General features: G+C 36.3%; 13 protein-coding genes. 6 read left to right on the top strand and 7 right to left on the bottom strand.

Going from position 1 to position 22,219, the window contains the following annotated elements; all coding sequences use genetic code 11:
• Positions 1–4 precede the first annotated feature (4 nt).
• Entirely contained in the window at positions 5–2,254 is a 2,250-nt protein-coding gene (locus Q3Y49_RS02765) for a WG repeat-containing protein (protein WP_303270708.1), read from the bottom strand.
• A 130-nt stretch (positions 2,255–2,384) separates the two neighbouring features.
• Here Q3Y49_RS02765 and Q3Y49_RS02760 point away from each other — a divergent pair, with 130 nt between their 5' ends.
• On the top strand, positions 2,385–2,720 hold the full coding sequence (locus tag Q3Y49_RS02760; RefSeq protein ID WP_303272089.1) for an MGMT family protein: 336 nt from the start codon (positions 2,385–2,387) through the stop codon (positions 2,718–2,720).
• Positions 2,721–2,748: 28 nt separating this feature from the next.
• On the opposite strand, the gene Q3Y49_RS02755 is transcribed toward Q3Y49_RS02760, so the two are convergent.
• From Q3Y49_RS02755 to Q3Y49_RS02745, 3 genes are read right to left on the bottom strand one after another with little or no spacing between them, the layout of a single operon-like run.
• The gene (locus Q3Y49_RS02755) at positions 2,749–3,159 is read right to left on the bottom strand and encodes a type II toxin-antitoxin system VapC family toxin (RefSeq protein WP_303270707.1); all 411 of its coding nucleotides are present in this window, start codon (positions 3,157–3,159) and stop codon (positions 2,749–2,751) included.
• The gene (locus Q3Y49_RS02750; protein ID WP_303270706.1) at positions 3,140–3,385 is read right to left on the bottom strand and encodes a hypothetical protein; all 246 of its coding nucleotides are present in this window, start codon (positions 3,383–3,385) and stop codon (positions 3,140–3,142) included. The genes Q3Y49_RS02755 and Q3Y49_RS02750 overlap by 20 nt, the downstream gene beginning before the upstream one ends.
• A 59-nt stretch (positions 3,386–3,444) precedes the next feature.
• On the bottom strand, positions 3,445–4,881 hold the full coding sequence (locus Q3Y49_RS02745; RefSeq protein WP_303270705.1) for a sodium:solute symporter: 1,437 nt from the start codon (positions 4,879–4,881) through the stop codon (positions 3,445–3,447).
• Between the two features lie 193 nt (positions 4,882–5,074).
• On the opposite strand from Q3Y49_RS02745, the gene Q3Y49_RS02740 reads away from it, so the two are divergent.
• The 3 genes from Q3Y49_RS02740 to Q3Y49_RS02730 all read left to right on the top strand — a co-directional run bounded on the left by Q3Y49_RS02740 (position 5,075) and on the right by Q3Y49_RS02730 (position 6,947).
• A complete protein-coding gene (locus Q3Y49_RS02740) occupies positions 5,075–5,371 on the top strand; it encodes an ATP-dependent Clp protease adaptor ClpS (RefSeq protein ID WP_303270704.1) in 297 nt (98 codons plus the stop codon).
• A 1-nt stretch (position 5,372) separates the two neighbouring features.
• Complete coding sequence (gene recR / locus Q3Y49_RS02735; RefSeq protein WP_303270703.1) at positions 5,373–5,981, top strand: recombination mediator RecR; 609 nt, start codon at positions 5,373–5,375, stop codon at positions 5,979–5,981.
• Between the two features lie 171 nt (positions 5,982–6,152).
• Complete coding sequence (locus tag Q3Y49_RS02730; protein WP_303270702.1) at positions 6,153–6,947, top strand: hypothetical protein; 795 nt, start codon at positions 6,153–6,155, stop codon at positions 6,945–6,947.
• A 43-nt stretch (positions 6,948–6,990) separates the two neighbouring features.
• On the opposite strand, the gene Q3Y49_RS02725 is transcribed toward Q3Y49_RS02730, so the two are convergent.
• The 3 genes from Q3Y49_RS02725 to Q3Y49_RS02715 form a co-directional block, all read right to left on the bottom strand.
• Entirely contained in the window at positions 6,991–8,448 is a 1,458-nt protein-coding gene (locus Q3Y49_RS02725) for a hypothetical protein (protein ID WP_303270701.1), read from the bottom strand.
• A gap of 118 nt (positions 8,449–8,566) precedes the next feature.
• On the bottom strand, positions 8,567–11,671 hold the full coding sequence (locus tag Q3Y49_RS02720; RefSeq protein WP_303270700.1) for a WD40/YVTN/BNR-like repeat-containing protein: 3,105 nt from the start codon (positions 11,669–11,671) through the stop codon (positions 8,567–8,569).
• 743 nt (positions 11,672–12,414) lie between these two features.
• Positions 12,415–12,936 carry a transposase gene (locus tag Q3Y49_RS02715; RefSeq protein ID WP_303270699.1) on the bottom strand — a complete coding sequence of 174 codons (522 nt, stop codon included), beginning with the start codon at positions 12,934–12,936 and terminating at the stop codon, positions 12,415–12,417.
• Between the two features lie 1,012 nt (positions 12,937–13,948).
• Between Q3Y49_RS02715 and Q3Y49_RS02710 the strand changes: the two genes are divergently transcribed.
• Both Q3Y49_RS02710 and Q3Y49_RS02705 read left to right on the top strand, forming a co-directional pair.
• On the top strand, positions 13,949–14,629 hold the full coding sequence (locus Q3Y49_RS02710) for an outer membrane beta-barrel protein (RefSeq protein ID WP_303270698.1): 681 nt from the start codon (positions 13,949–13,951) through the stop codon (positions 14,627–14,629).
• 20 nt (positions 14,630–14,649) lie between these two features.
• Positions 14,650–22,215 carry a T9SS type A sorting domain-containing protein gene (locus Q3Y49_RS02705; RefSeq protein ID WP_303270697.1) on the top strand — a complete coding sequence of 2,522 codons (7,566 nt, stop codon included), beginning with the start codon at positions 14,650–14,652 and terminating at the stop codon, positions 22,213–22,215.
• The last annotated feature ends 4 nt before the right edge of the window (positions 22,216–22,219 follow it).

Here is a 22,219-nt window from a genome sequence, read left to right as displayed (position 1 = left end):
TTATTTATGGATATTTCCCACTTAATATATCTGTGAGAAAAACTTGTTCTCTTTTAGCAGTTTTTTTTGCAAGAAAAACTTTCTGCTGCTGATCAAAATAAATTTTGTCGAATTGATTATTAATGAGATTAATTCCTCCTGCAGTTACTATTCTGTACGAAGCGTATTTCTCGACAGTAAGAAAATTTTCTCCAACTCTAATACTATCATAGGTAGGATAAGTAATAATCTTTCCATTAGTCTTTGCAACACCCCATTTAGTAGCTTTGCGTAATAAATAGAACCCTTTTTCCTTAAGGATTTCATCATATTCTGCCTCAATAATGAACTGTCCAGTAGAATCAATTACACCATATTTATTATTTATTTTTACAAAAGCTGTATTGTTTTCGAAATCTGAGACTTCTGAAAAATAGGGTTGAATTACCAAATCTTCTTGTCGATTGATAAATCCCCAGGAATTCCTGATTTTAATTGCCGAGCGTTCATTAAAAAATGGCCGAACCGTATCATATCGATTAGCAATCCTCAAAATTCCATCTTGATTGATAAAGCCCCACTGACCATTCCGTTGTATCGCTAAATATTCATCATTAGAAAAAACAATGGTGTCATAATTATTAATTTTAAATAGTTCTTTACCTTCTTGATTTATAAGAATATGTTGTTTTTGATTCTTGAAAAGAATTCCATTTTCGCCATGGCCATTATACCTACCAGACCGAAAGCCTGTTTTGGCAGAGCCTGTCTGATCAATTAATCTAAATTGGTTGCTTACATTTTGTTCCACTCCAAATTGACCGTAAAAGTCATAGTATAATTTAGCCTCTTTTCTATCTATCCCATCAGAAATATACTCTCTTAAGTATTTGTCCACCATTTTATAGTTGGAGTCATCAATAGCTTCAATTGACAAATATAGGGGAGGAATCACCCATTCATTTTCTTGATCTATTACTCCGAATTGTCCTTTGAAATTTACAATGAAATGTTCGCCATTTTTCTTGATGGATTCATACATAGGTGGAATGATTTCGTTTAGATCTTCATTGAAAATCCCCCAGAAAGATTTGATTTTTAATTCGATTATTTCTTCCGAAAAATTGTATGATTGAGCTACAATTGATTTGCCGTTTCTATTAATGATTATGTTTTCAAATCCCTTAAAAGTCTTTTCTTTTGCCACAAAGAATTTTTTATTCCAGTGAACATCTCCTGTGAATTTCTGACTAATCAGTTGGTTGCTGTCTTTTGCAATGAACGTTTGAGTTGGCGTTTGGAGAATGTAATTTTCACCGAAAACATCTTTAATATCAGCTCGAAATCCCTGAAGATCTTTTTCGCTTTGAGTGTTATAGACCTGCGCAAAGGAGGAGGTGTTTTTGACAATTAAACTGTCATTAAGATAAAAGACTGAATCTGCTCTATGTGTATTTATTTCTTTCCCATTAGTGTCATGGACGGTCCACTCATCTAATTGTGTAACATAGATATGTTTGCCATTATTCCATTCAATCTTTTTGTATTCTACAGGCAGCAAAATTTTTCCATCTTGACGAATCAACCCTTGTTTTCCGTTTTTGAATACAATAGCAACCCCATCCCGGAAAGTGGAAACACTATCTATATTCTTTAAAATGCTTTCTGGTTTGGGAGTCAATTTTATTAATTCCCTATCCCCATTTTCGTGGGTTAATGAGAAGTTGTTATATCCCAAGTAACTAATATGAAAATATTCAGAAGGTACAATAGACTTATCGTTGGAATTGATAATTCCGAAGTATATCTCTTGTTCTTTTTTTGTAGCGGTTATGAGAAAATCGCCTGCCGGATTAAGATTTCTATACTTAGATTTAATTTTAGTTTTCCCATTTGACCTTATCAGACCGTAAAATAGTACTTTTGAATATTTACTCTTTTCGGAAATGATCAACAATTCTTTTCCAAAAGGCACAATGGAATTGTATTTTGGTTTTGATACCTCCTCAAAATCATTTGCCATCAGACCCCATAAGTCATTTTGTCGATAACCGATGATCTCAGTACTATTTCTTTTTTTTCCATCAGACCAACCAAAGTCCTGATACTTTGGATCCAGTAAGATACTGCCTGTTTGATTTTTCACCCCTTTCTTACCTTTTTTTGAAAATACTTCCAAAGTGCTATCTAGCGGAAAATTAGCATAAGCTTGTGCCTGACTGGCATAAGCAAACAAAGACCATGGGATTAAGAAAATATAGAGTAATTTTGTCATTCTATGACCTACTTAATTTTTGAGACTCCTGCACTAACATTTTAACTAGAGTTAAAAAATGATTTTTAGATCAAAAGTTTCGTTTCAACAAGTTTCAAAAATAGAAAAGTTAAAGCAGTCTGCATATTTTATGAAAGAAAAGAATGATTTTTTCGACCAGGTGTATCAAGTTGTCCGATTAATCCCAAAAGGAAGGGTAACTTCCTATGGTGCAATTGCTAAATACCTTGGGGCCGCAAAAAGTGCTAGAGTAGTGGGTTATGCAATGAATGCTTCACATTCAATGGAAGATATTCCGGCTCATAGAGTAGTTAATCGAAATGGTTTACTAAGTGGTAAAATGCATTTTGAAACTCCAGATGCTATGCAAAATTCCTTGGAAGGGGAAGGGATAACAGTTAAGAAAGATCAGATTCAAGATTTTAAAAAGGTTTTTTGGAATCCAATGGAAGAGTTGGATTTGTGATTTTGTTGAAAATAAGTTTGGAATATGTTTAGAGGAAAATATTATCTAGGTATTTATTTCTAATATCTCGATAGATATAAAAGTCTGAATCTATACTTGCAATTTGATGAATGCCCTTAACTTCTGATACTAATATCAAACTTGCATCAGCCAAATCCATCGGAACATCATCATATTTTTTGGTCAATTCAGTAAGTCGATTGACATGCTCATGCTCCATTTCAAATATTTTCAGGCCACCTCTTTCTATCCATTCAAGAAAATTGGCTTGTGCTTTCGTACTAAAATTCAACATATGAGAAGTCTCCGTAATCACTGGCCAGGTAGTAAGGAGACCCCTGTCCAGTGATTTTAGAAATGAAATAGCCTTTAGATGATATTTATCGCCTCTATCGAAAAGTGCGATAAGCGGGCCTGCATCAATGAGAATGTTTTTCATTCAGCATCTTTTTTAAGCGTTCTTTATAAGTTGTAGAGCGATCAGTATCATTGCTTGATGCCGAACCAAATAAATCTTGACCAGATTCATAGGCAGAGACATCTGAATTTTTAGTCAAGTATTGGGCAAGGGCTTCTTTCACAACCTGAGATTTAGAAAGCCCATGTTGTAAGCAATATTCTGTCAATTTTTTTTCTTCGGATGTTGTTAACCTTGTTGTAAGCATCGCTCATTCTTTTTAGTATTACAAATGTAATACCATGATGTCGAATTTTCAAAAAATTCTTACTCTTTTTTGATTAAAAACAAGCCTAGAAAAGTCAGTAATCCATTGACTACCAATATCTCAAATCCAAATCGGTAGCCAAAGAACCATGCTTCAGAATTGTCATTGATGATATATGATACCAAGGGGGAAAGGATTGCTACAATGGGAACCCATTTGTCCTTTAACTGATATTTGGTGATCAGCCCGAAGGTGAATAAGCCTAGAATCGGGCCGTAGGTATAACCTGCTGCTTTGAAAACAGCTGTTATCACACTTTGGTCGTTGATAGCTTTGAATGCTATGATAACCAGAAACAGAATCGCTGAGAAAACTAAGTGCACTCTTATTCTGATTTTCTTGGAAATAGGCTTGTCCTCTTGGCCTAGACCAAGAAAATCAACACAGAAGGAGGTGGTTAAAGCAGTTAGTGCTGAATCGGCACTCGAATAGGCAGCAGCAATTATTCCCAGTAGAAAAACTACCCCTGCTATTAATGGAAAATGTTCCAAAGCAAGCATCGGATATAAATCATCAGTTCTTGCAGGAATGGCAATATTCATTTCTCCGGCATAAATGTAAAGCAGAGCACCCATGCTTAAAAACATGAAATTAACGATGACGAGCACTATGCAAAACCAAAACATATTCTTTTGAGCATCTTTTAAAGAACGACAGGTCAAGTTTTTTTGCATCATATCCTGATCTAAACCGGTCATTACAATCGCGATAAAAGCCCCACTGATAAATTGCTTAAAGAAGTTCTGACCACTTTGCCAGTCCCAAACAAATATTTCGGAATAGCCTGATGATGAAACTTTTTCAGTTAGCTGCAGCCAGGTCATATCCAATGCATCTTTCATTAAATATATGCTGATTGCTACTGCAGAAATCATAAAAAGAGTCTGTAAAGTATCTGTCCAAACAATTGTTTTTATGCCCCCTCGGAAAGTATATAACCAAATTAAAGCAATGGTAATAGCTACTGTGACTGAAAAAGGCCATCCATATGCATCGAAAATAGCTATTTGTAAAACACCCGCCACGAGAAAGAGTCTAAAGGAGGAGCCTACAATTCGTGAAAGTAAAAAGAAAAATGCACCACTTTTATAGGAATACGTACCGAATCGCTGTTCTAAATAAGTATAAATGCTAATAAGATTTAAGCGATAATAGAGGGGAAGCAACACTGTAGCAATCACCAAATAGCCCACTAAATAACCTAAGACAACTTGAAAATATGCGAAAGCCGTATTTCCAACTTCACCAGGAACACTAATAAAAGTAACTCCGGAAAGCGAGGCACCTATCATTCCAAAAGCCACCAAATACCATGGTGACTGCCTGTTGGCCGTAAAGAAAGTTAGATTGTCATTTTCCCGAGATGTAAAATAGGAAATACCCATTAAAACGATAAAATAGATGGATATGACACTAATAACAAGTATTGGACTCATATATTGATTTTATGATCTGATTAGGAAGAAGAACTACTTCAATGAGTAAATTTATTAAAGTTAAATGAGCTATTATGCTTTTTCCGCAATTGCTTTTTACAAGAAATTCCAAGTTGCTGATTTTTTCGTAAATTTGCATGAGAAAATTGCTTATTTGTAACATTAGGCTATCTTAAAAGTTATTGAGACTGTAATGAACAACTTTAATATTTTTTATCAATATCAAGAAGATACTAGAGAGGAGATCCTAGAATCTGTCTCTGATGAGGAGGTCAATGATTTGATTGTTTATAATGACGATATCAATACCTTTGACCATGTAATTAACACCTTGATAAAAGTTTGTAAGCACTCTCCTGAGCAAGCCGAACAATGTACATTATTAGTGCATTACAAAGGGAAATGTGCGGTGAAAAAAGGTTCATTTGTCGACTTAATACCCTACAGGCAAGGTATTGTCGATGCAGGCATTAATGCGGAGATAGAATAATATGGAGTTTTCCTCAAAATTAATTGAGTCAGCGGTTAATGAATTTTCCAAACTTCCTGGTATTGGAAAGAAAACTGCACTAAGATTAGTCCTTCATTTACTAAAGCAAGAAAAAGACTTCACAACAGATATTGCGCAATCCCTTGTAGAGATGCGTCAAAACATCAAATATTGTAAAAAATGCCATAATATTTCAGATGAAGAGCTTTGCAATATTTGTAAAAGTCACAAGCGAGATGCTTCAATCATTTGCCTGGTAGAAGATACTCGTGATGTGCTGGCTATCGAAAATACATCTCAATATAACGGGCTCTATCATGTTTTGGGAGGTATTATCTCTCCAATCGAGGGGATTGGACCCGAGGATTTGACCATCGACAGTTTGATGGAAAGGGTTTCAGCCTCGAATTCAGAGGTAAAAGAAATAATTTTCGGACTTTCACCCACGATGGAAGGAGATACCACTGCTTTTTACATTAGTAAAAAAGTAAAGCCCTTCGGGATTAAAACTAGTACAATCGCCAGGGGAATTCCTATTGGTGGTGAATTAGAATATGCCGATGAAATTACTTTGGGCAGAAGTATTGTAAGCAGGACTGCTTATGAATAGCAGTCATTCCTTAGCACTTAACGAACAAAAAAGTAAATAGCCTCTATTTTAAGAAACTAAGACTGGTAAATTCTTTTCTGTCATCTATCAGATAATCAGTTACTTAATAATATTTTGTCGGTTCTGGCATAATACTTGGTAATATGATCATAACACCAAACAATTAATGTTATGAAGAAGCACATTTTACTTCCGTTTGTTTTAGTATTGGGATTCTTATTTTTCGCTAATTCAGCAAAATCTCAAAATTTTCAAATAGTGGCTTCTTTTGGTACAGCACACAATTGGGCAGTTCCAAATGCAGTACTTTATGAAATTGATTATTACTATCCTTTTCATCAGATTGTACACATCAATCGGGAGAGAAGAGGAAGAAACCTTTTCTACAATGTATTATTGGAAAGGAGAGGTCAGTTCGTAGAATTGTATTTTGGCAGATATGCCATGATCTTGGATATCAATTATTATCATAATTACCCACTTGCTCAGCATATTTGTAGTGCGCATTGTGGATATCATGGAAACTTTTACAGAACTCATCAGGTAGTTTGTAATCATAGAAGCCACGGCCATGCACGGCATAATGGGCATAACCATATTGCCTATAGAAGTGGAAGAAATTATAATACATATGCGGCTAAAAATAGTGCAGGCAATAGAAATGTAAGAGCTAATTATGCTTATAATAATTCCAGGAAAGAAGTGATTAGAAGTTCTAATTCTAGAAATTCTGCTAATAGAAATACTGTAAACAGGAGTTCTAGTCCAAGAATAAATAATGGTTGGAAGAGAGAAAATTCCAATGCCAGCGTGATTGAGAGATCAAGCAGAGGAAACTCTAATTCGCGAGTTGATAATAATACCAGAAAACCAAGCAGTTCAGTTAGGAGTAATTCTAACAGAGAGAATAGTTCAAGCAGAAATTCGAGCAGCAGAAATTCTTCTAATTCAAGATCAGGAAATTAAAATTAAATGAAAGTGCAACATGGTAGGGATCTGTGTTGCATTTTTATTTTTGAATATCTGCTGATTTGAAGCTATTAAGTTCTGGATATTTAGATTCTAGCTGACTCCTGAAATTGACTAAAGCTTCCAGAACTAAAGAAGTGGTGACAGCATCCGACTTCCAGTGCAGTACATGCCTGACTAAAGTTCCACCTGAGAAGAACACTCCTCCTTCCCAAAACACTTCATTTTCATTTTCTATGGCATTTGAGAAAATATATTCAATACCAGAAATAATAGCTTCTTCTGATTTTTCAGATTCGATACCAGAAATATTCAAAAGGCTATTTACGGCTAAAATAGTGGAGTGTAGTTGATCTTCTTTATTAATGATATCTCGTGACACCCATTTATTTTCTTCAAAGTATTTATTTAGAACAAAAGACTCAATTAATTCACAGCTCTTATGTAATTCACCAACCCCATTTTTATAAGCTTTAGACACATAATATGGAATGTGGTATCGATTAGGATAATAGGTAGCGGCATAATTATAATTTCTATCTTTAATATCCCCTTCAATAAAATCAATAGCTTCTTCTTGCGCTTTACTTTTTTGATTATTATAAACACTAAAAACACTTAGCACATTAGCATTTACCACTGGGTCTAAGTCATTGCTTCCGTAAGGTATGTAAGCTTGATAGGCGTGTGGAAACATTTTACTAAATGGAAGGAAGAATGTCGAAAGATGAAAGAATTCCTGAACGAGATTCCATCTGTTTGCAGATTCAAATTCGTCTCCAAACCAAGTAAGATAAGCACCGCTTTCAGGGCCTTGACCTTGCCAGAAATTATACCATAATCTGTTCCTCCGGTCGGAATCAGTGTAGCCATCAAATATTTTATGGATGTTATTTAAGCTATCTGGGATTTGATTGTTTTTTATTTTGTTCCTTAAATTAATGGCCATTAAACCAGCAGCCGTGTCGTCCGCATCATTGGTTACATTGGCAGCTTTGAGCATAAATTTAGTCTTAAGGGGAAAGTTGTTAGGTCTTCTTACCAGTTGATCTGTATCTTTTTCAAACCATCGATGGGGCTTGGTTGGAGGTAATAAGTTCCAGAAATTAAAAGTTCCGTCTGATTGGTACTCCATAATCCTATCGAAGGCCAAATCAAGCATCGGCAGCATTTCGCTGTACTCAGGATATTCTAAATAAATGTTAGCCAGAATATTATGAATGGTGGAAACCGAAAAGCAATTAGAGTCATAATAACTATTTTCTCCTCCTAGTAATGGAAACCAAAAATTCATGCTCATCTGGCTTTCCCATTCTCCTTTAAATTTAAAAATAGAGTCATTTTCTTTTTGTTGCGCGGCTTTCAAATATGCAAGCCCTTTATTGATATGCAAAAGGCTTTTGGAATATAATTCCTCAGCATGTGATTGGTTTTGGATTTGAGAAAATGAATAATACCATCCAAAAATCAATGAAATAAGAATGAGTTGAAATTTCATATCAGAAATAAACGGCAAATTTCTGGAAAGTTATATTCTTATTATTCATCTGAATTTAAAGCATAAAAAAAATGCCAGCATTTCAACTGGCATTTTTAAATTGTAAATATCTTTTTTGTCAATCTAACTTCACAGCTTTAACTTGATTGGCTTGCACCAAATCATTAAATGCTGAGACGTCTTTATCTAATATTACCTTTAAGGCCTCCAAGTGCTTGTCAATTCTGGCTGTGACCTCTTTACTAAATTCGATAGCTGATTCTGTTGGTCTATTATCGCCCATTCCCATTAAACTATTTAAGTGTCCCAATTTGTTATTTAGTCTGATTGGGTAATTTAATGGATCCTGCCCGCTTCTGTTTTTAGTTTGATACAAAGACTCTTCTATTTCCTTCATTTCGTCCAAAATGCTTTTCCCCATATTTTTAATGGTATCGGCTTCGGCTTTCTTAATCACATCCTCAATTTGAGTTCTTGCTTTTCGGATATCTTTTATGGCTAAGTTCGTTTCTGAAAGTTTTGTGATCACTTCAGTTTGGAAATCAAACTGGGCTTTTAGATCATCTAGAGTAGCACTTGATCTAGGGTCTTTCACGATTTCAAATTCTTGGGTCTGTATTTCTCCATTCAAAGAAAGTTCTACATCGTATTTCCCTGGCAAGGCTGTTGGTCCGCTAGTTGATGACCACCACAAGATCATCCCATCGAAATCTTCGGCATCAGGATATCGCATGTTCCAGATCAATTGATTGCTACCTGGTTCAACTGTTAGTTTTTCTTCTTTGGCTTTCTTATCAGGATGAGTACTAAAGGTGGAAATCACTTTTCCTGATTTCTCTTTGAAATGAATTTTCACAGTGTCTGCTGCACTCGTGTCGTTTAAATGGAAATAGGTAATCACTCCTGAAGGCATATTTTTACCTGCAGTTTTAGATTCATAACTTCTTCCTCCAATCCGGTATGTTTTCTTGGGTTGGAATAAGTAAAAATCATTTTGTTTTACCTCATCACTTAATTGATGCATGACTGTCAAGTCATCAATTAACCAAAACCCCCTACCTTGAGTGGCGGCAATTAAATGATTGTCTTTAATAGTTAAATCAGTGATTGGTACAATTGGTAAGTTTAATTGGAAATCTTTCCAACTAGCCCCATCATCAAATGAAATATACATTTTGGTTTCTGTTCCCGCGTAAAGCAAGCCTTTTTTCTCAGGATCTGCACGAACCACCCTTGTGAAATGGTCATTTTGGATCCCGTTTACAATTTTTGTCCAGCTTTTCCCATAATCTTTGGTTTTATACAAATAAGGTTGGTAATCTCCGTTTTTGTAGGAAGTTGCGGCAATATAGGCCCCACCATTGGTGAATGGATCTGCTTCAATGCTATTGATCATAATCCACTCAGGCATATTTTTAGGTGTAACATTTTCCCAATTCTCACCCCCATCTTTGCTGACATGAACTAAGCCATCATCAGATCCTGTCCATAAAAGACCTTCCTCATAAGGAGATTCAATGGCTGCGAATATAGTGCAGTAATATTCAACACTGGTATTATCTTTTGTGATAGGTCCACCAGAGGGACCTAATTTGCTTGGGTCATTTCTTGTTAAATCCGGACTGATGGTTTCCCACTGATGACCTTCATTGGTGGTAACATGCAAATGGTTGGAAGCAGTATATAATTTATTGGGATCATGGGGAGAAGTAAAAATCGGGAAATTCCATTGAAAACGATATTTCATTTCTTCTGCACCATGCCCCATCGGATTATCAGGCCAAACGTTAATGGCTCTGATTTCCTCTGAGTTATGATTGTATCGAGTTAAAAAACCATCATAGCTCCCGCCATAAACAATATCATTATTTTTTTCATCAATCGCCAAATGGGCACTTTCACCACCAGCTGTCGATTCCCAATCTTGCTCCCCAATTACAGAGCCCGTAGTTCTATGCGCTATTCTTACCGTAGAATTATCTTGCTGAGCTCCATATATTCTGAAAGGGAAATGATTATCAGTAGTTACTCGGTAAAATTGGGCTGTGTTTTGGTTCATATAGGTGCTCCAGTTTTCTCCACCGTCAAAACTCACTTGAGCACCCCCATCATCCGCCATGATCATCCTTTGATTGTCATTTGGATCTATCCATAAATCATGATGATCTCCATGTGGGGCGCGATGTGAAGTAAAAGTTTTCCCTCCATCTTTTGATTGATGATAACTTACATTAACTACATATACCATGTCTTCATCTTGACTATCAGCATAAATTCTAGTGTAATACCAAGCCCTTTGCCTTAGTGATCTGTCATCATTAGTTTTTTGCCAAGTTTCACCTGCATCATCGGATCGGAACACCCCACCGTTTTCATTTTCAATTATTGCCCATAATCGATTAGAGTTTTTGGGAGAAACTGTAATGCCTGAAATTCCCCAAACACCTTTTGGTAATCCCTTATTCACTGATAATTTTACCCAATTTTCCCCACTATCAGTAGATTTCCATATATCTGATCCAGGTCCGCCACTGGAGAAATTAGATGGGCTTCTACGAACATTCCAAGTGGAGGCGTACATAATTCTAGGATTGTTAGGGTCTAGAATAAGATCGACTGCTCCGGCTCTTTTATTGGCGAATAATTTTCTTTGCCAGGTTTTGCCCCCATCGGTTGACTTATAAACCCCTCTTTCTTCTGAATCCTTAAAAATATCACCCATTACGGCCACATATAATATATCAGGATTTTGAGGGTGAATTCTAATTCTGCTTATGTGACGACTGTTATCAAGGCCAATATGCTCCCAGTTTTTACCAGCATCAACTGATTTATACATTCCGTAGCCATAAGACATATTTCCACGTAGAGTTTTTTCACCACCGCCAACATAAATCACATTTGGATCACTTTCTGCTACTGCAACAGCTCCAATTGATCCTCCAAAATGACCGTCAGATATACTTTCCCAAGTACTTCCACCATCTTTAGTGCGCCAAACCCCGCCACCAGTTGCACCCATATAGAATAAATTAGGCTGATCTGCTACACCAGTTACAGCGGCAGACCTACCCCCTCTAAATGGGCCGATACCTCGCCATTCTAAAGCGTCATAAAGCTTTTCGTCATAAGATTTTGTGTCCTGAGCTTTTCTTTTTTGAGCTTCCATGCCATATGGAAGCGTCAAGAAAATAGCTAAGATAAGATAATATAGTCTTTTCATAGTATTTTGATTTTATGTTGGAATATACCAATGCTTTAATCTAAATCCGAAAATATTTTTATGAATGGTAGCGATAGGTGGAATTTATTAAAATTTCAAATTCTCCTTGCTTTGTCAAGTTTCTATGTTCTTGAATTGTCCTTAACTAATTAGATGAATCTTCATAATAGATCCTTCCGCCCGCATTTGTACCGGCTTGCTCAGGCAAGTCCACACAAATGAAATACAGAGAATTCGTAGCAGTAAAGCTGAGGATGCTTTCAATACTATTCAGTTATATCCTTCTATCTTCGGTAACAATGGTGGAGACACGATCGTGGGCACACTGGGTGCTTGCGTTTGTATTTGTCTGAGCAGACAGATCTCTACAAAACTGTCCTCGTCTGCTCGTTTTTTTCCTTCTCTGTTCAAACATGTCTCCACAAATAGCTGCCCTTCTGCCCTCCATTTGTGTCTCCACAAATGCATAATAAGGAATTAAAAATCAAGTTGATATTTTTTATTTTATCACGCAGGGAAATTCCTACTTGCTTAAATAGGCATAAACTAAGTCGTAGGAAAGCTGGCATTGGTACCTATGCAAATTATTTCTTTATTGAGCCACCCTCAGTAACGATTGTGGAGACACAATCGTGGGCTTTTATAGTCTCTCCCCCTGCATTTGTGTACTCACAAATGCATTGCAAACAAAAGTTAATTATAATTTATAATGTATAATAAAGGTACTGAATTGATTTCATTAGTTAAATGACGTCACCAATATGGTTCAAAACATTAAATTCATCTATACCATTCTCATAAAATCTAGCTGATGTATATTTGTATTCTAAAGGACTTTCTGCTAACATCCATTTGCCTTTTACAGGGTTATTATGAATATAGTCAAGTTTCTGGTATATTACATTTGGACTATAAAGTTCTATTGCCATTGGTTTTTCTTTCCATAAATTGTAATTCCTGTCATTAAAATTAACTTTGATTTTATCTAAATAGTCGGACTTATCAATTTGTAGATATCTTATAATTTTATGTCCAGTAAACTTCATAAAACTACTATGCGGCATTTCATTACCATTCATATCGATTAATTCCCATATTAAATGAATGTGATTTGGCATAATTACAAAGCCATAAATTTTAATTTTATCATTATTTTTCAAATACCTAAGACTATTAATAATGACATCCTTTAGCTGGTCATTTTGTAAAATGGGAAGCCAATTTTTTATTGTTGCTGTGAAGAAATATAGGTTGTTGAGTTTCATGAGGGCTTTACTTTTAAACTGTAAATAAAACTAATAAAAATGCTTTTATTTAAAAAAACAGTACCACTCTGCCCACATTTGTGCCTGCCTGCGCAGGCAGGGCTCAACAAAACAGCCCTCTTCTGCTCGCATTTGTGTCTCCACAAATGCATTGCAGAGAATCCATTACAGTTAAGCCGATAATATCATTTGTTCTATCCAGTTATGCAACATGCTGTTTTGGGTAACGATTGTGGAGACACAATCGTGGGCAGACTAGTTGCTAGCAATAGTATCTGTCTGAGCGGGCAGGTTCCTACAAAACAGCCCCCTTCTGCTCGTTTTTTTCCTTCTCTGTTCAAACATGTCTCCACAAATAGCTGCCCTTCTGCCCTGCCTTTGAGTCTCTCTTCGAAGGCAGGTGCAATCGAGGGTGTGGTGTTCGCCCTCAATTTTTTTTCTTCTTTTCTCCCGCTAAAAGTTTGTGGAATTTCCAGGCTCTATGCTTTTTAAACATTAAAAGTATCAGGCTTCCCTATTCCTTATTAGATGTGTTTTTTCGGTATTCGGAAATACTTAAAAGCATAATTCTTTAGGTCTCATTAGGTTTGTTTTCGACCTTAATAATATTGCCAGTCCCTTTTTTTTTGAGTGAAAGTGACATTGGGAAAATTGAGATAGAATTTTGGAAATCAAAGTGGGGGGGTGTTTAAGGTCATTTACTCAAGTTTAATTTGAAAATCATTAAACATTGGATTTATTTGGTACTATCTTCCTATATAAAATAGTATAATTCCAATATCAGCTCAGTTCTAGGTAATAATTTATTAACAATAAGGGTGGTAAACATTGTAATTTGCTGATATACAAAAGTATAGGATAAGGAAATGTAATATTGATGTACCTATATATAGGTATTTGCAACTATTTTCGACAAAAAAAATTGTGTTAGTTGAAATATTTATTAATTTAGTGCAAAATCATTCAAAAATAATAATAAAAATAAATGTTTAATTAAATTAAAACAATGACTATGAGAAAACAATTGATGCTTTTATCTGCATTGCTATTGCTTTCATGTCCTATTTTCGCTCAGGATGAAAGTTCTGAGGAAGAAGGTAGTTCGGGAGGAATGGCTGGGGCAGGAGATCTCCTCTTTGAGGTGACCGGAACTCCCTTTGACGGGAGTAGCTTATTGAACTTTTCTGAGTTTAGGGCACGCTATTTTATTACAGAAGAAATGGCGGTTCGCTTAGGAATGGATATGGATTTGAACAATAATCAGCAAACACCTGATGTAGTGATCAATGATAGCGAGTGGAACCTAATGCCAGGTTTTGAATATCATTTTATAAATGAAGGCTCATTTCGCTCATATGCGGCTGGTGATTTAATGATTGGTCAGCGAATTGCAAGTCGAAAATCAAGTACTGGGCCAACGGTACTGGGCGCTACATCATTACCCAATAATCCGGCTTCATTTGTAGGAGGTCGAGGCTACACCCAATTTGGTGCTAGAGTCTCAATAGGAGCAGAATATTTCTTTGGTGAGCGCTTTTATGTTGGAGGCGAAATAGGCTTTCAATATGTTCGCAGAAATAATAAAGAGGTATTAGTGGATGGAGAAAGCTTTCAAGCACCAACCTCTACTAGCTTTGGCTATTTAAACACTACGAATGTGCTTAAAATTGGATTTAGATTTTTAACATTTTAAAACTAAAATAGATAAATACAATGGAAAATATAATACTACAAAAAACACGCTACCTCAAAGCACTGATGCTTACGATGCTCGTAGGCTTTTTTGCGTTTGGGGCTAGTGCGCAAACATGGGATGCTACAACCGTACCCCCATCACCACAGTACGCCAATCAAGAGGCAACTGTAACTTATGAAGCCTCTACCTTTCCGGCAGGGACTACCTTTATTTTATGGGACGATGCTATCAATAATGATATTATTGATCCAGATGAGACAATATTTGGAACTGCAACTGCTCAAGGGGCAGCAACTGATATTGACTTTGTTTGGCCTGACAATGCTGTAAGGCTAAAATTAGGTGGATTTAGTGGAGATGCTGTGCAAGGAGAAATTATTCCTATCGACAATGGAGATGTGACATTTGTGGGTACAAATGATAATTTTTTCCCTTTTGACTTTGATAGAGCTAGTGCCAGATCATTAACTACCACTGCTTATGATGTAGATAGTTCAGATCCAGTGGTTTTGACTATTGATGTAGATGACTTCGGATTAGATGTAGATAATCCTTTGGAAGTTTTATTTTCTACTGATGGATTTGCCACAGCAGGAACAGCTCTAACTGAGGACGGTTCGGGAGTTGAAGAATTTGATTTTGGAGGGACCTATACTTTTACACTACCAAGTGGTGCGAAAAGTCCCAACACAAGTTTCAGAATACAACAAAAAGGAACTGTTGATTATGGTCAAGGAAAAGCTTGGGAAGTAAATTTTGCTAATATCGAAATTGGAGAAACCTATACTTTGGAAAATCCTCCTGGAGTGGGTGTAAATCAGTTTACAACTATTCTAACTCCTCAATTGGATATCACTGATATTTTCAATACCGATAATGTAAGTTTTGGTAATATTTATCCTGGAGAAGATGTAACCATTGAAGCGCAATTACAAAATGCTGATTTAACTGGATTAGAATTTGCTGCTACCATAACTAATAATGATGGACAAGTTTACTTGTTAGAGAATCAAAATGTAACAGTGGATAATGGTACCAAAGAAATTGAAATCGTGGGTGATGTTCCAACTGATATTATTTACGATAATTTCAATACTTGGGACCTTGATATTTATGCTTACGAAGGATCAGAAATTCTTTTCGGTGTTTCTGAGTTTTATGATTTTACTGCCGGATTGCCAGTTGATTTTGAGCAAATAGGTGGTTTTCAAGATGGTGATGGGTTGACTTTTGAAGATGCAGGAGAACGAAGTCTTACTACAACACCTTATGCTATTACCAATACGGATGGTCTTTTAATCTTTACTATCGCAAGAGTAGATAATGTATTAAGTCCAGTAGGAACAGACATCATTGTTGAGTATTCAACTGATGGAGAAAACTATACAGAACTTACGAGTATAGCACTAAATTCACTTTCTACTTCAGGTACTAAAGATACTTTGGATGCGTGGCCAGCGGGTGTAGTTTCAAGTTCTACTCAATTTAGATTCAGACAGGAAGGCAATAATGGAGAAGAGCTAGATGTATATAAAATCGAAGATTTAGAAATTCAGAGTAATTCGAATTTGGTAAGTGAAAGTTTAATCGGTAGAGCCTCCGCTACAGAAGCAGTAAGTGTATTTTCTCCTTTTATTTCTGTTGACAATATCAATGTTGGTGGAGACGGACAGGCTTTCCCTATGGAAGACTATGAAATTACGTATTCCATTGATAATGGAACTTTCCCGAATAATACTCCCGCTACTGCTTATTTACAACGAACAGGGCAACCGGATATCATTATAGGTGAAACTACTAATGTAAATGGTGAATCAATTGATTTTACCGTTCCACCTATTGAAGCGGGTGATTACAACATCTATTTCCGGACACTTAATGAGCAACAGTATGGAACTCCAAATCTAGCGGTGTATGATATTGGTTTAGAAATAAGCGAGGTTACTTATAGCGATCCTGTTTTAGTGGCTGGAGATGAATTCACTTATGCAGGTTCAGCAATTACTGCCAATTATACAATCCAAGGTACACCAGGTGCAGGTGCAGAATTGATGATGAGTGTTTTCGACAATAATCCCGATGTTAATGATTGGGTGATGATTGGATCAACTACCACTTTAGATGGTGCTATCACGGCTACTTTACCATTGGGTATTAATTACAATGTGAGTCCTAATGTCAGAGTAAGTTTAGGTAGCGGAGGGGTTTATACAGAGGATTTTTCTGAAAACATATTTAATGAGTACTTCTATAATGCCCCATTCTCTACTGAACTAATTGAGTCTACTCAAGGAACTAGTGATGATGTTAGACCTGATGAATTTGCAAGTTCTAGTGTAAGATCAGCAACATCGGTGCCTTTTGATTTCACCTATGGTGGTTCGCTAAATAATTTTGATTTGTATACTTCAGCGAATTTCACTGGTAATTTTGATGTGAAGATTCAAGGTTCTATTGATGGAAGTACTTGGGAGGATTTAGATGAAGTTACTTTTACTAGTATATTTCAAACTCGAACGTTTAATTTGAATATTCCTAATGAATTATGGTCAGAAACTTTCCAATTTAGGATTATTTATAATGAAGATGAAGCATTCGCAGCAGGTGAAAATGTAGTGAAATTTTACAATGCTAGTATTAATAGACCAACTTTCTTGGAAGTAGTACAGGATGATGCGCCATTTAGCTTGATCCGTCCATCACTAGCAGTTAGTGATTATGACAAAACTGCCTTTGTAATGGGTGAGGAAGTTAGCATTAACTATAATGCAGTTGGATTCCCTGCAAGTACTGAATATGCGGCAGTGATCGAACAAGCTGGTGAGTTTTATGTAGCAGGAACTTCTCCAGCTGAAGATGCTAGCAGCATTACTGCCATAATGCCAATAGCTTTCCAAAATTCAGGGAATAATTATTTGTTAACCGTTGTGCCTTTCGAACCCGCTACAGCAGGAGGAGATTACAAACAAGGGGAGACTGTACAAATTGACAATGAAGAAGACTTTTTAGTCATTAGTGGACAAGATCCAGGTTGGGCTAGTAGTTATTCTATTTTTGATTTTGATCAAATAGGAGATAGAGAATTGCTAACTAAAGCGTATGATTTGTCTGGTACTTCTTCGGCAACCTTAAATTTTAATTTCAATAATACCTTCGGATATGGTACTATTGATGTTAATGCAAATAAAAATACGGTGCCGCGATTGGAGATATCTACTGATGGTGGAGCTACTTTTCAGCTAATACCTGTTTACGAATTGGAAGAAGGTGAAGAGCAAATTTATGATGATGGTTTATTGTATCTACAACAAGGCTACAGCGTGGATTTGCCTGCAGCAGCTTTTACAGAGGCTACGCATTTTAGATTTTCTCAACCTTTAAATTTAGGTGAAAATGCTAATCGTTGGAGCGTTGCAAATATTTCATTGACCTTAAATGACGATAACAGATTGCCTGATTATCAATTTGATGATAATATCAACGGGAATAATCCTTTAAATCCAATTACAATCACTGATCCAAGCTTAAATAATTATGATTGGATGCAAGCTGATTTGGATGATGCTGTTTTCAACGGTGAAACATTTGATTATTCATGGGATTTAGCAGAAGGATTTAATGCTTCTGATGTAGATGCATTCCCTGCTGGAACTAGTTTCACCTTCTACTTAGAGGAAAGTGGCGATTACGTAATAAATCCAGATACTGGAATGCCTTATGTTTTAGGTAGCACAACTTCTTTAGGAACATTCGAAGCTGAAGTACCATTCTTTGTAGTGAATGGAAACTATAACGTAAGATTGGCTGCATCAATTGAAATCGAAGGCGAAAATGGTCCTGAAGATTATTATTTCTATGGAGATGAAGAGACAGGTACTGATGTTGGAGATTTAGATGTGTTCTTGAGAGCAGCTAAATTGGTTTATCAAGGAGATGAAAATGCAAATATCTATGCTGGACAAGATGTAGAATTTGCTATTCAACTTGAGAACGATGAAACAAATAATGCACCAACTGCTGATCTATTCGCTAATTTATTGTTAGAAACTAATGAAGGAGATTACTTACTAGCAGCTCAGCAAGGTTTAGGCAACATTATGGCAACTTTACCTACTTGGTTTAATGGTAATGCAAACTTTAAGCTTCAGCTAACAGAAAACGAAGCAGTGGGTGATGTGGGTACGATCATTAACGATTCTGAATTAGAGAATTTAGAGGCTAATGTTAATAACTTCACTTCAGAATTGTTTTCTGATTATGTAGAAGCAGAGATGAATGGAAATGCCCAAATGGTGCAAACTCGTAAGTTCAGTAAGGAAGAGTTCAGCGACATATGGGATATTGAATGGGATTACAATTTTTCTAATATAACTGGAACTACCAATGTGAAATTTCAGTACTCTATTGACGATGGAGAAAGCTGGAGTACCTTAGAAAACAATAACTATAGTGATGGTTTTTATAATGAGGTTTACGGTGGATTATTGTCCGTAGGCGTTCAAAATGTAATGGAACAGAATGGTTTCATTTTAAGATGGATTCAGGAATCTCCAGAAGGAGAGTTTAATGTGGATGATCTTGATATTAACTTTTCTGGTCAGTCTTTTGATGATACTAATCTAGAGGTATATCCAGCTAATTTCACTATTGGAAACGCTACAAAATCAGATATTGATTTTGATAACACTTCTGGGAGAAGACTAGTGACCACTAGAACTTTTACAGTGGAAGAATTGGAGAATACGACTTCATTCGGTTTTGATTTAAGTTTTGATCAATTGCCTGGAGATTTGACAGCTGATCAATATGTGATCTTTGAGTATTCTACTGATGGCGGTGCTACCTATACTGAAATGCAGCAATATCCTGAAATGGATGCTGACATGACGCTAGTAGGTGAACGTTTCTTATATGCAGTTTCAACTGATATGAAAGAGAACGGTGTTAAATTCAGATGGAGACAAGAAGAAAATAAAGGAAATGTCACTTTAGACAACTTATCATTCTTGTTTGGTGAAACAATTCCATTTGATTATATCAACGCTAGCGAGTTTATCAATCAGCAAGCTTTCTTAATAACTTCTATCCCATCTGAAGCATGTATCTCTGATGAGATTACAGTTTCGTATGAGATCAGAGGTAGATTAGGTGAGAATGATTTCATCAAAATTTCATATTCAGATGCATTCGGTTCATCTAATGAACTTTCACCTGAATTTATGGCTGATGGAACAACAGGCGATTTTGTATTTGAACTTCCTTCAGATGCTGTGAATGCTGGTGTAAACAATCAAATGCTTAAGTTTGAACTTGAAGGGAATGTAGAAACTCAGAATGCTGGATCATTCATTCAAATAAATGGTACGGAAACTGAGGAATCTACAGAAATTGTCGCTCCTCTAAATACGGAAGCATCATTTACAGTCAATGATCCATTGGCATGTGAAACTGAGGATACGATGGTAGAATTGGATAATGCTGATTTACAGGATTATTTCATGTACGAGATTCTTGATGCAGCTGATGGTACTGTTTTGGGTAGCTTGACAAGAGATCCTGAAATGCCGGAGAACATGATCAATATTGGTCAAATCACTGCAACAACTGACTTGGAGCTACGAGTGACTGCTATGTCTTCAGCTGGAACGGTTTGTAATACATTGATTACTGATGAAGAAACAGTTGAGGTCTTACAGAATTTCGAATTGTATTCTTACGCAAATCCAGACCAGAACTGGAAATTAGTAGAAACTGGTGCTAGTTTAAATTCTTGTAATGCAGCTGGTGAAATTCAGTTAAGTGTAAGAAGATTATTAGAAAATGGAAGCACAACTGCTGGCGGTACTACATTAGTTGAATGGTTCAGAGATAACTTGAATAACTTGGTTTCTACCAACGGTTCAATTGATGACTCAGACATGGAAATGTCAGGTGAGTATTTCGCCAGAGTAACAACAGGAACTTGTGTTTATACAACGGAGAGAATCCAAATTAATTTAGAGCCAACTCCTGATCAACCAACAGTGACGGTTGTAAGTGGTGATTTAGCTGCTTGTACATCTGCAGATCCTGTAGTATTAGAAGCGCCTGAAGGATTTGAATACTACCTATGGAGTAACGGTAAAACGTCTAGATCAATTTCAGTTGAGGATCAAGGTTCTTACTCTGTACAAGTTTCTAACTTGCCGTTTGGAATAGGATGTACAAGTCCTTCTTCATCAGCAGTAGATGTTGATCGTTACGAGGTTCCAGAATTCTCAGTAAGAAATGAAGATACTAATGAAATAATTGGTGCTGGAGAGGAGATTTTGGTTTGTGAAGATTTTGATATAGAATTATTAGAAGATGGAAATCAAAGTAATTCTGGTGTGGTACAGATCCTGAGGGATGGTGCAGATTATGCTGTAGTAGAAGCAGGAACTTCTGAATTCACTATTGATGAGTCAGGTACTTACTCTTTGGTTTGGAATTTTGATGCTATCAATGTTACAGAATGTTCTGCAACTTCGAATGAATTTGTGGTAACAATCGTTGAAGCTCCAACTGCTTCACCAGCACTGACAGCGACTGGAGATTTGACTTTCTGTGAAGGTCAAGGAACAGTAGTTTTAACTGCTGCTGAAGGCTTTGAATACTACAGATGGAGAAGAAACGGTGGTACAATCACTAATTCAAACCAAGGTCAAACAAATTCTAATGCGTTAGAAGTTTCTACTGGAGGTACTTATACAGTTGAAGTAGGAAATGCAGCTGGTTGTTGGTCACCAGAGTCAAATGCGATTGCAGTTAATGTGATTGCTGAGCCGAATCTTCCTAATGGATTTTTCCAAGTAAACACTACTTGTGGAGAAGGCGCTGCCGAATTTAATATCACTAACAATAATAATGGTGGTTCGGCAATGATCTATCAATTGTATAATGGTGAAACTGGAGAGGCTTCAGGTAATCCTGTTACAGTTCAGTCTGGTCAATCAGGGTCAATCTTTACGGATGTGTTAACAGAAGATGGTATTCCATTCTATGTTGAAGTAATGTATGCAGATGGAACTGGATGTTCGTTTGTTGATCCAGCAATCACTACAGATGCTACTGTCAGAACAATTACCTTGGAAGTTCAAGGAGCGTTGCTTTCTGCGGAATATCCTACTGGAGGAGTTAGTGATATTAGATGGTTGAGAGACGGTGTATTGTTAACCAATGCAGATGATTCAGAAATAACTATTTCTGATGCAGCAGAATATGTAGTAGAAGTGGAGTATAATGACGGATGTATTATCTCTGCCAGCTCTGCAGATATTGCTGGTAAAGTATTGGGCAATAATGATGCGATGGCCATGAAAGTGGTATCTTATCCTAACCCTGCACAAGCAGATGTTACTTTAAATGTAAATAGCCAGTATATGGGTAGACATGAAGTAATCATCACTTCAATGACAGGTCAGGTAATGATGCAGTCTAGCTTTGAGAAATCAAGCTTTGAGGCTGAACACGCTATGGATGTTGCGAACCTTGAAGAAGGAATTTACAATGTTCAGATCCGTCATGACGGTTTAACTCAAAATGTAAGAATCATTAAAAAATAAGAAT

Source organism: Marivirga harenae, assembly GCF_030534335.1.
Classification (GTDB): Bacteria; Bacteroidota; Bacteroidia; order Cytophagales; family Cyclobacteriaceae; genus Marivirga; species Marivirga harenae.
This window is presented reverse-complemented; position numbering and strand designations above follow the sequence as displayed.

Excerpts from the sequence above, each read along its gene's own strand:
- Q3Y49_RS02765 (WP_303270708.1), bottom strand. The coding sequence starts at position 2,254 with ATGACAAAATTACTCTATATTTTCTTAATCCCATGGTCTTTGTTTGCT.
- Q3Y49_RS02760 (WP_303272089.1), top strand. The coding sequence starts at position 2,385 with ATGAAAGAAAAGAATGATTTTTTCGACCAGGTGTATCAAGTTGTCCGA.
- Q3Y49_RS02755 (WP_303270707.1), bottom strand. The coding sequence starts at position 3,159 with ATGAAAAACATTCTCATTGATGCAGGCCCGCTTATCGCACTTTTCGAT.
- Q3Y49_RS02750 (WP_303270706.1), bottom strand. The coding sequence starts at position 3,385 with ATGCTTACAACAAGGTTAACAACATCCGAAGAAAAAAAATTGACAGAA.
- Q3Y49_RS02745 (WP_303270705.1), bottom strand. The coding sequence starts at position 4,881 with ATGAGTCCAATACTTGTTATTAGTGTCATATCCATCTATTTTATCGTT.
- Q3Y49_RS02740 (WP_303270704.1), top strand. The coding sequence starts at position 5,075 with ATGAACAACTTTAATATTTTTTATCAATATCAAGAAGATACTAGAGAG.
- recR (WP_303270703.1), top strand. The coding sequence starts at position 5,373 with ATGGAGTTTTCCTCAAAATTAATTGAGTCAGCGGTTAATGAATTTTCC.
- Q3Y49_RS02730 (WP_303270702.1), top strand. The coding sequence starts at position 6,153 with ATGAAGAAGCACATTTTACTTCCGTTTGTTTTAGTATTGGGATTCTTA.
- Q3Y49_RS02725 (WP_303270701.1), bottom strand. The coding sequence starts at position 8,448 with ATGAAATTTCAACTCATTCTTATTTCATTGATTTTTGGATGGTATTAT.
- Q3Y49_RS02720 (WP_303270700.1), bottom strand. The coding sequence starts at position 11,671 with ATGAAAAGACTATATTATCTTATCTTAGCTATTTTCTTGACGCTTCCA.
- Q3Y49_RS02715 (WP_303270699.1), bottom strand. The coding sequence starts at position 12,936 with ATGAAACTCAACAACCTATATTTCTTCACAGCAACAATAAAAAATTGG.
- Q3Y49_RS02710 (WP_303270698.1), top strand. The coding sequence starts at position 13,949 with ATGAGAAAACAATTGATGCTTTTATCTGCATTGCTATTGCTTTCATGT.
- Q3Y49_RS02705 (WP_303270697.1), top strand. The coding sequence starts at position 14,650 with ATGGAAAATATAATACTACAAAAAACACGCTACCTCAAAGCACTGATG.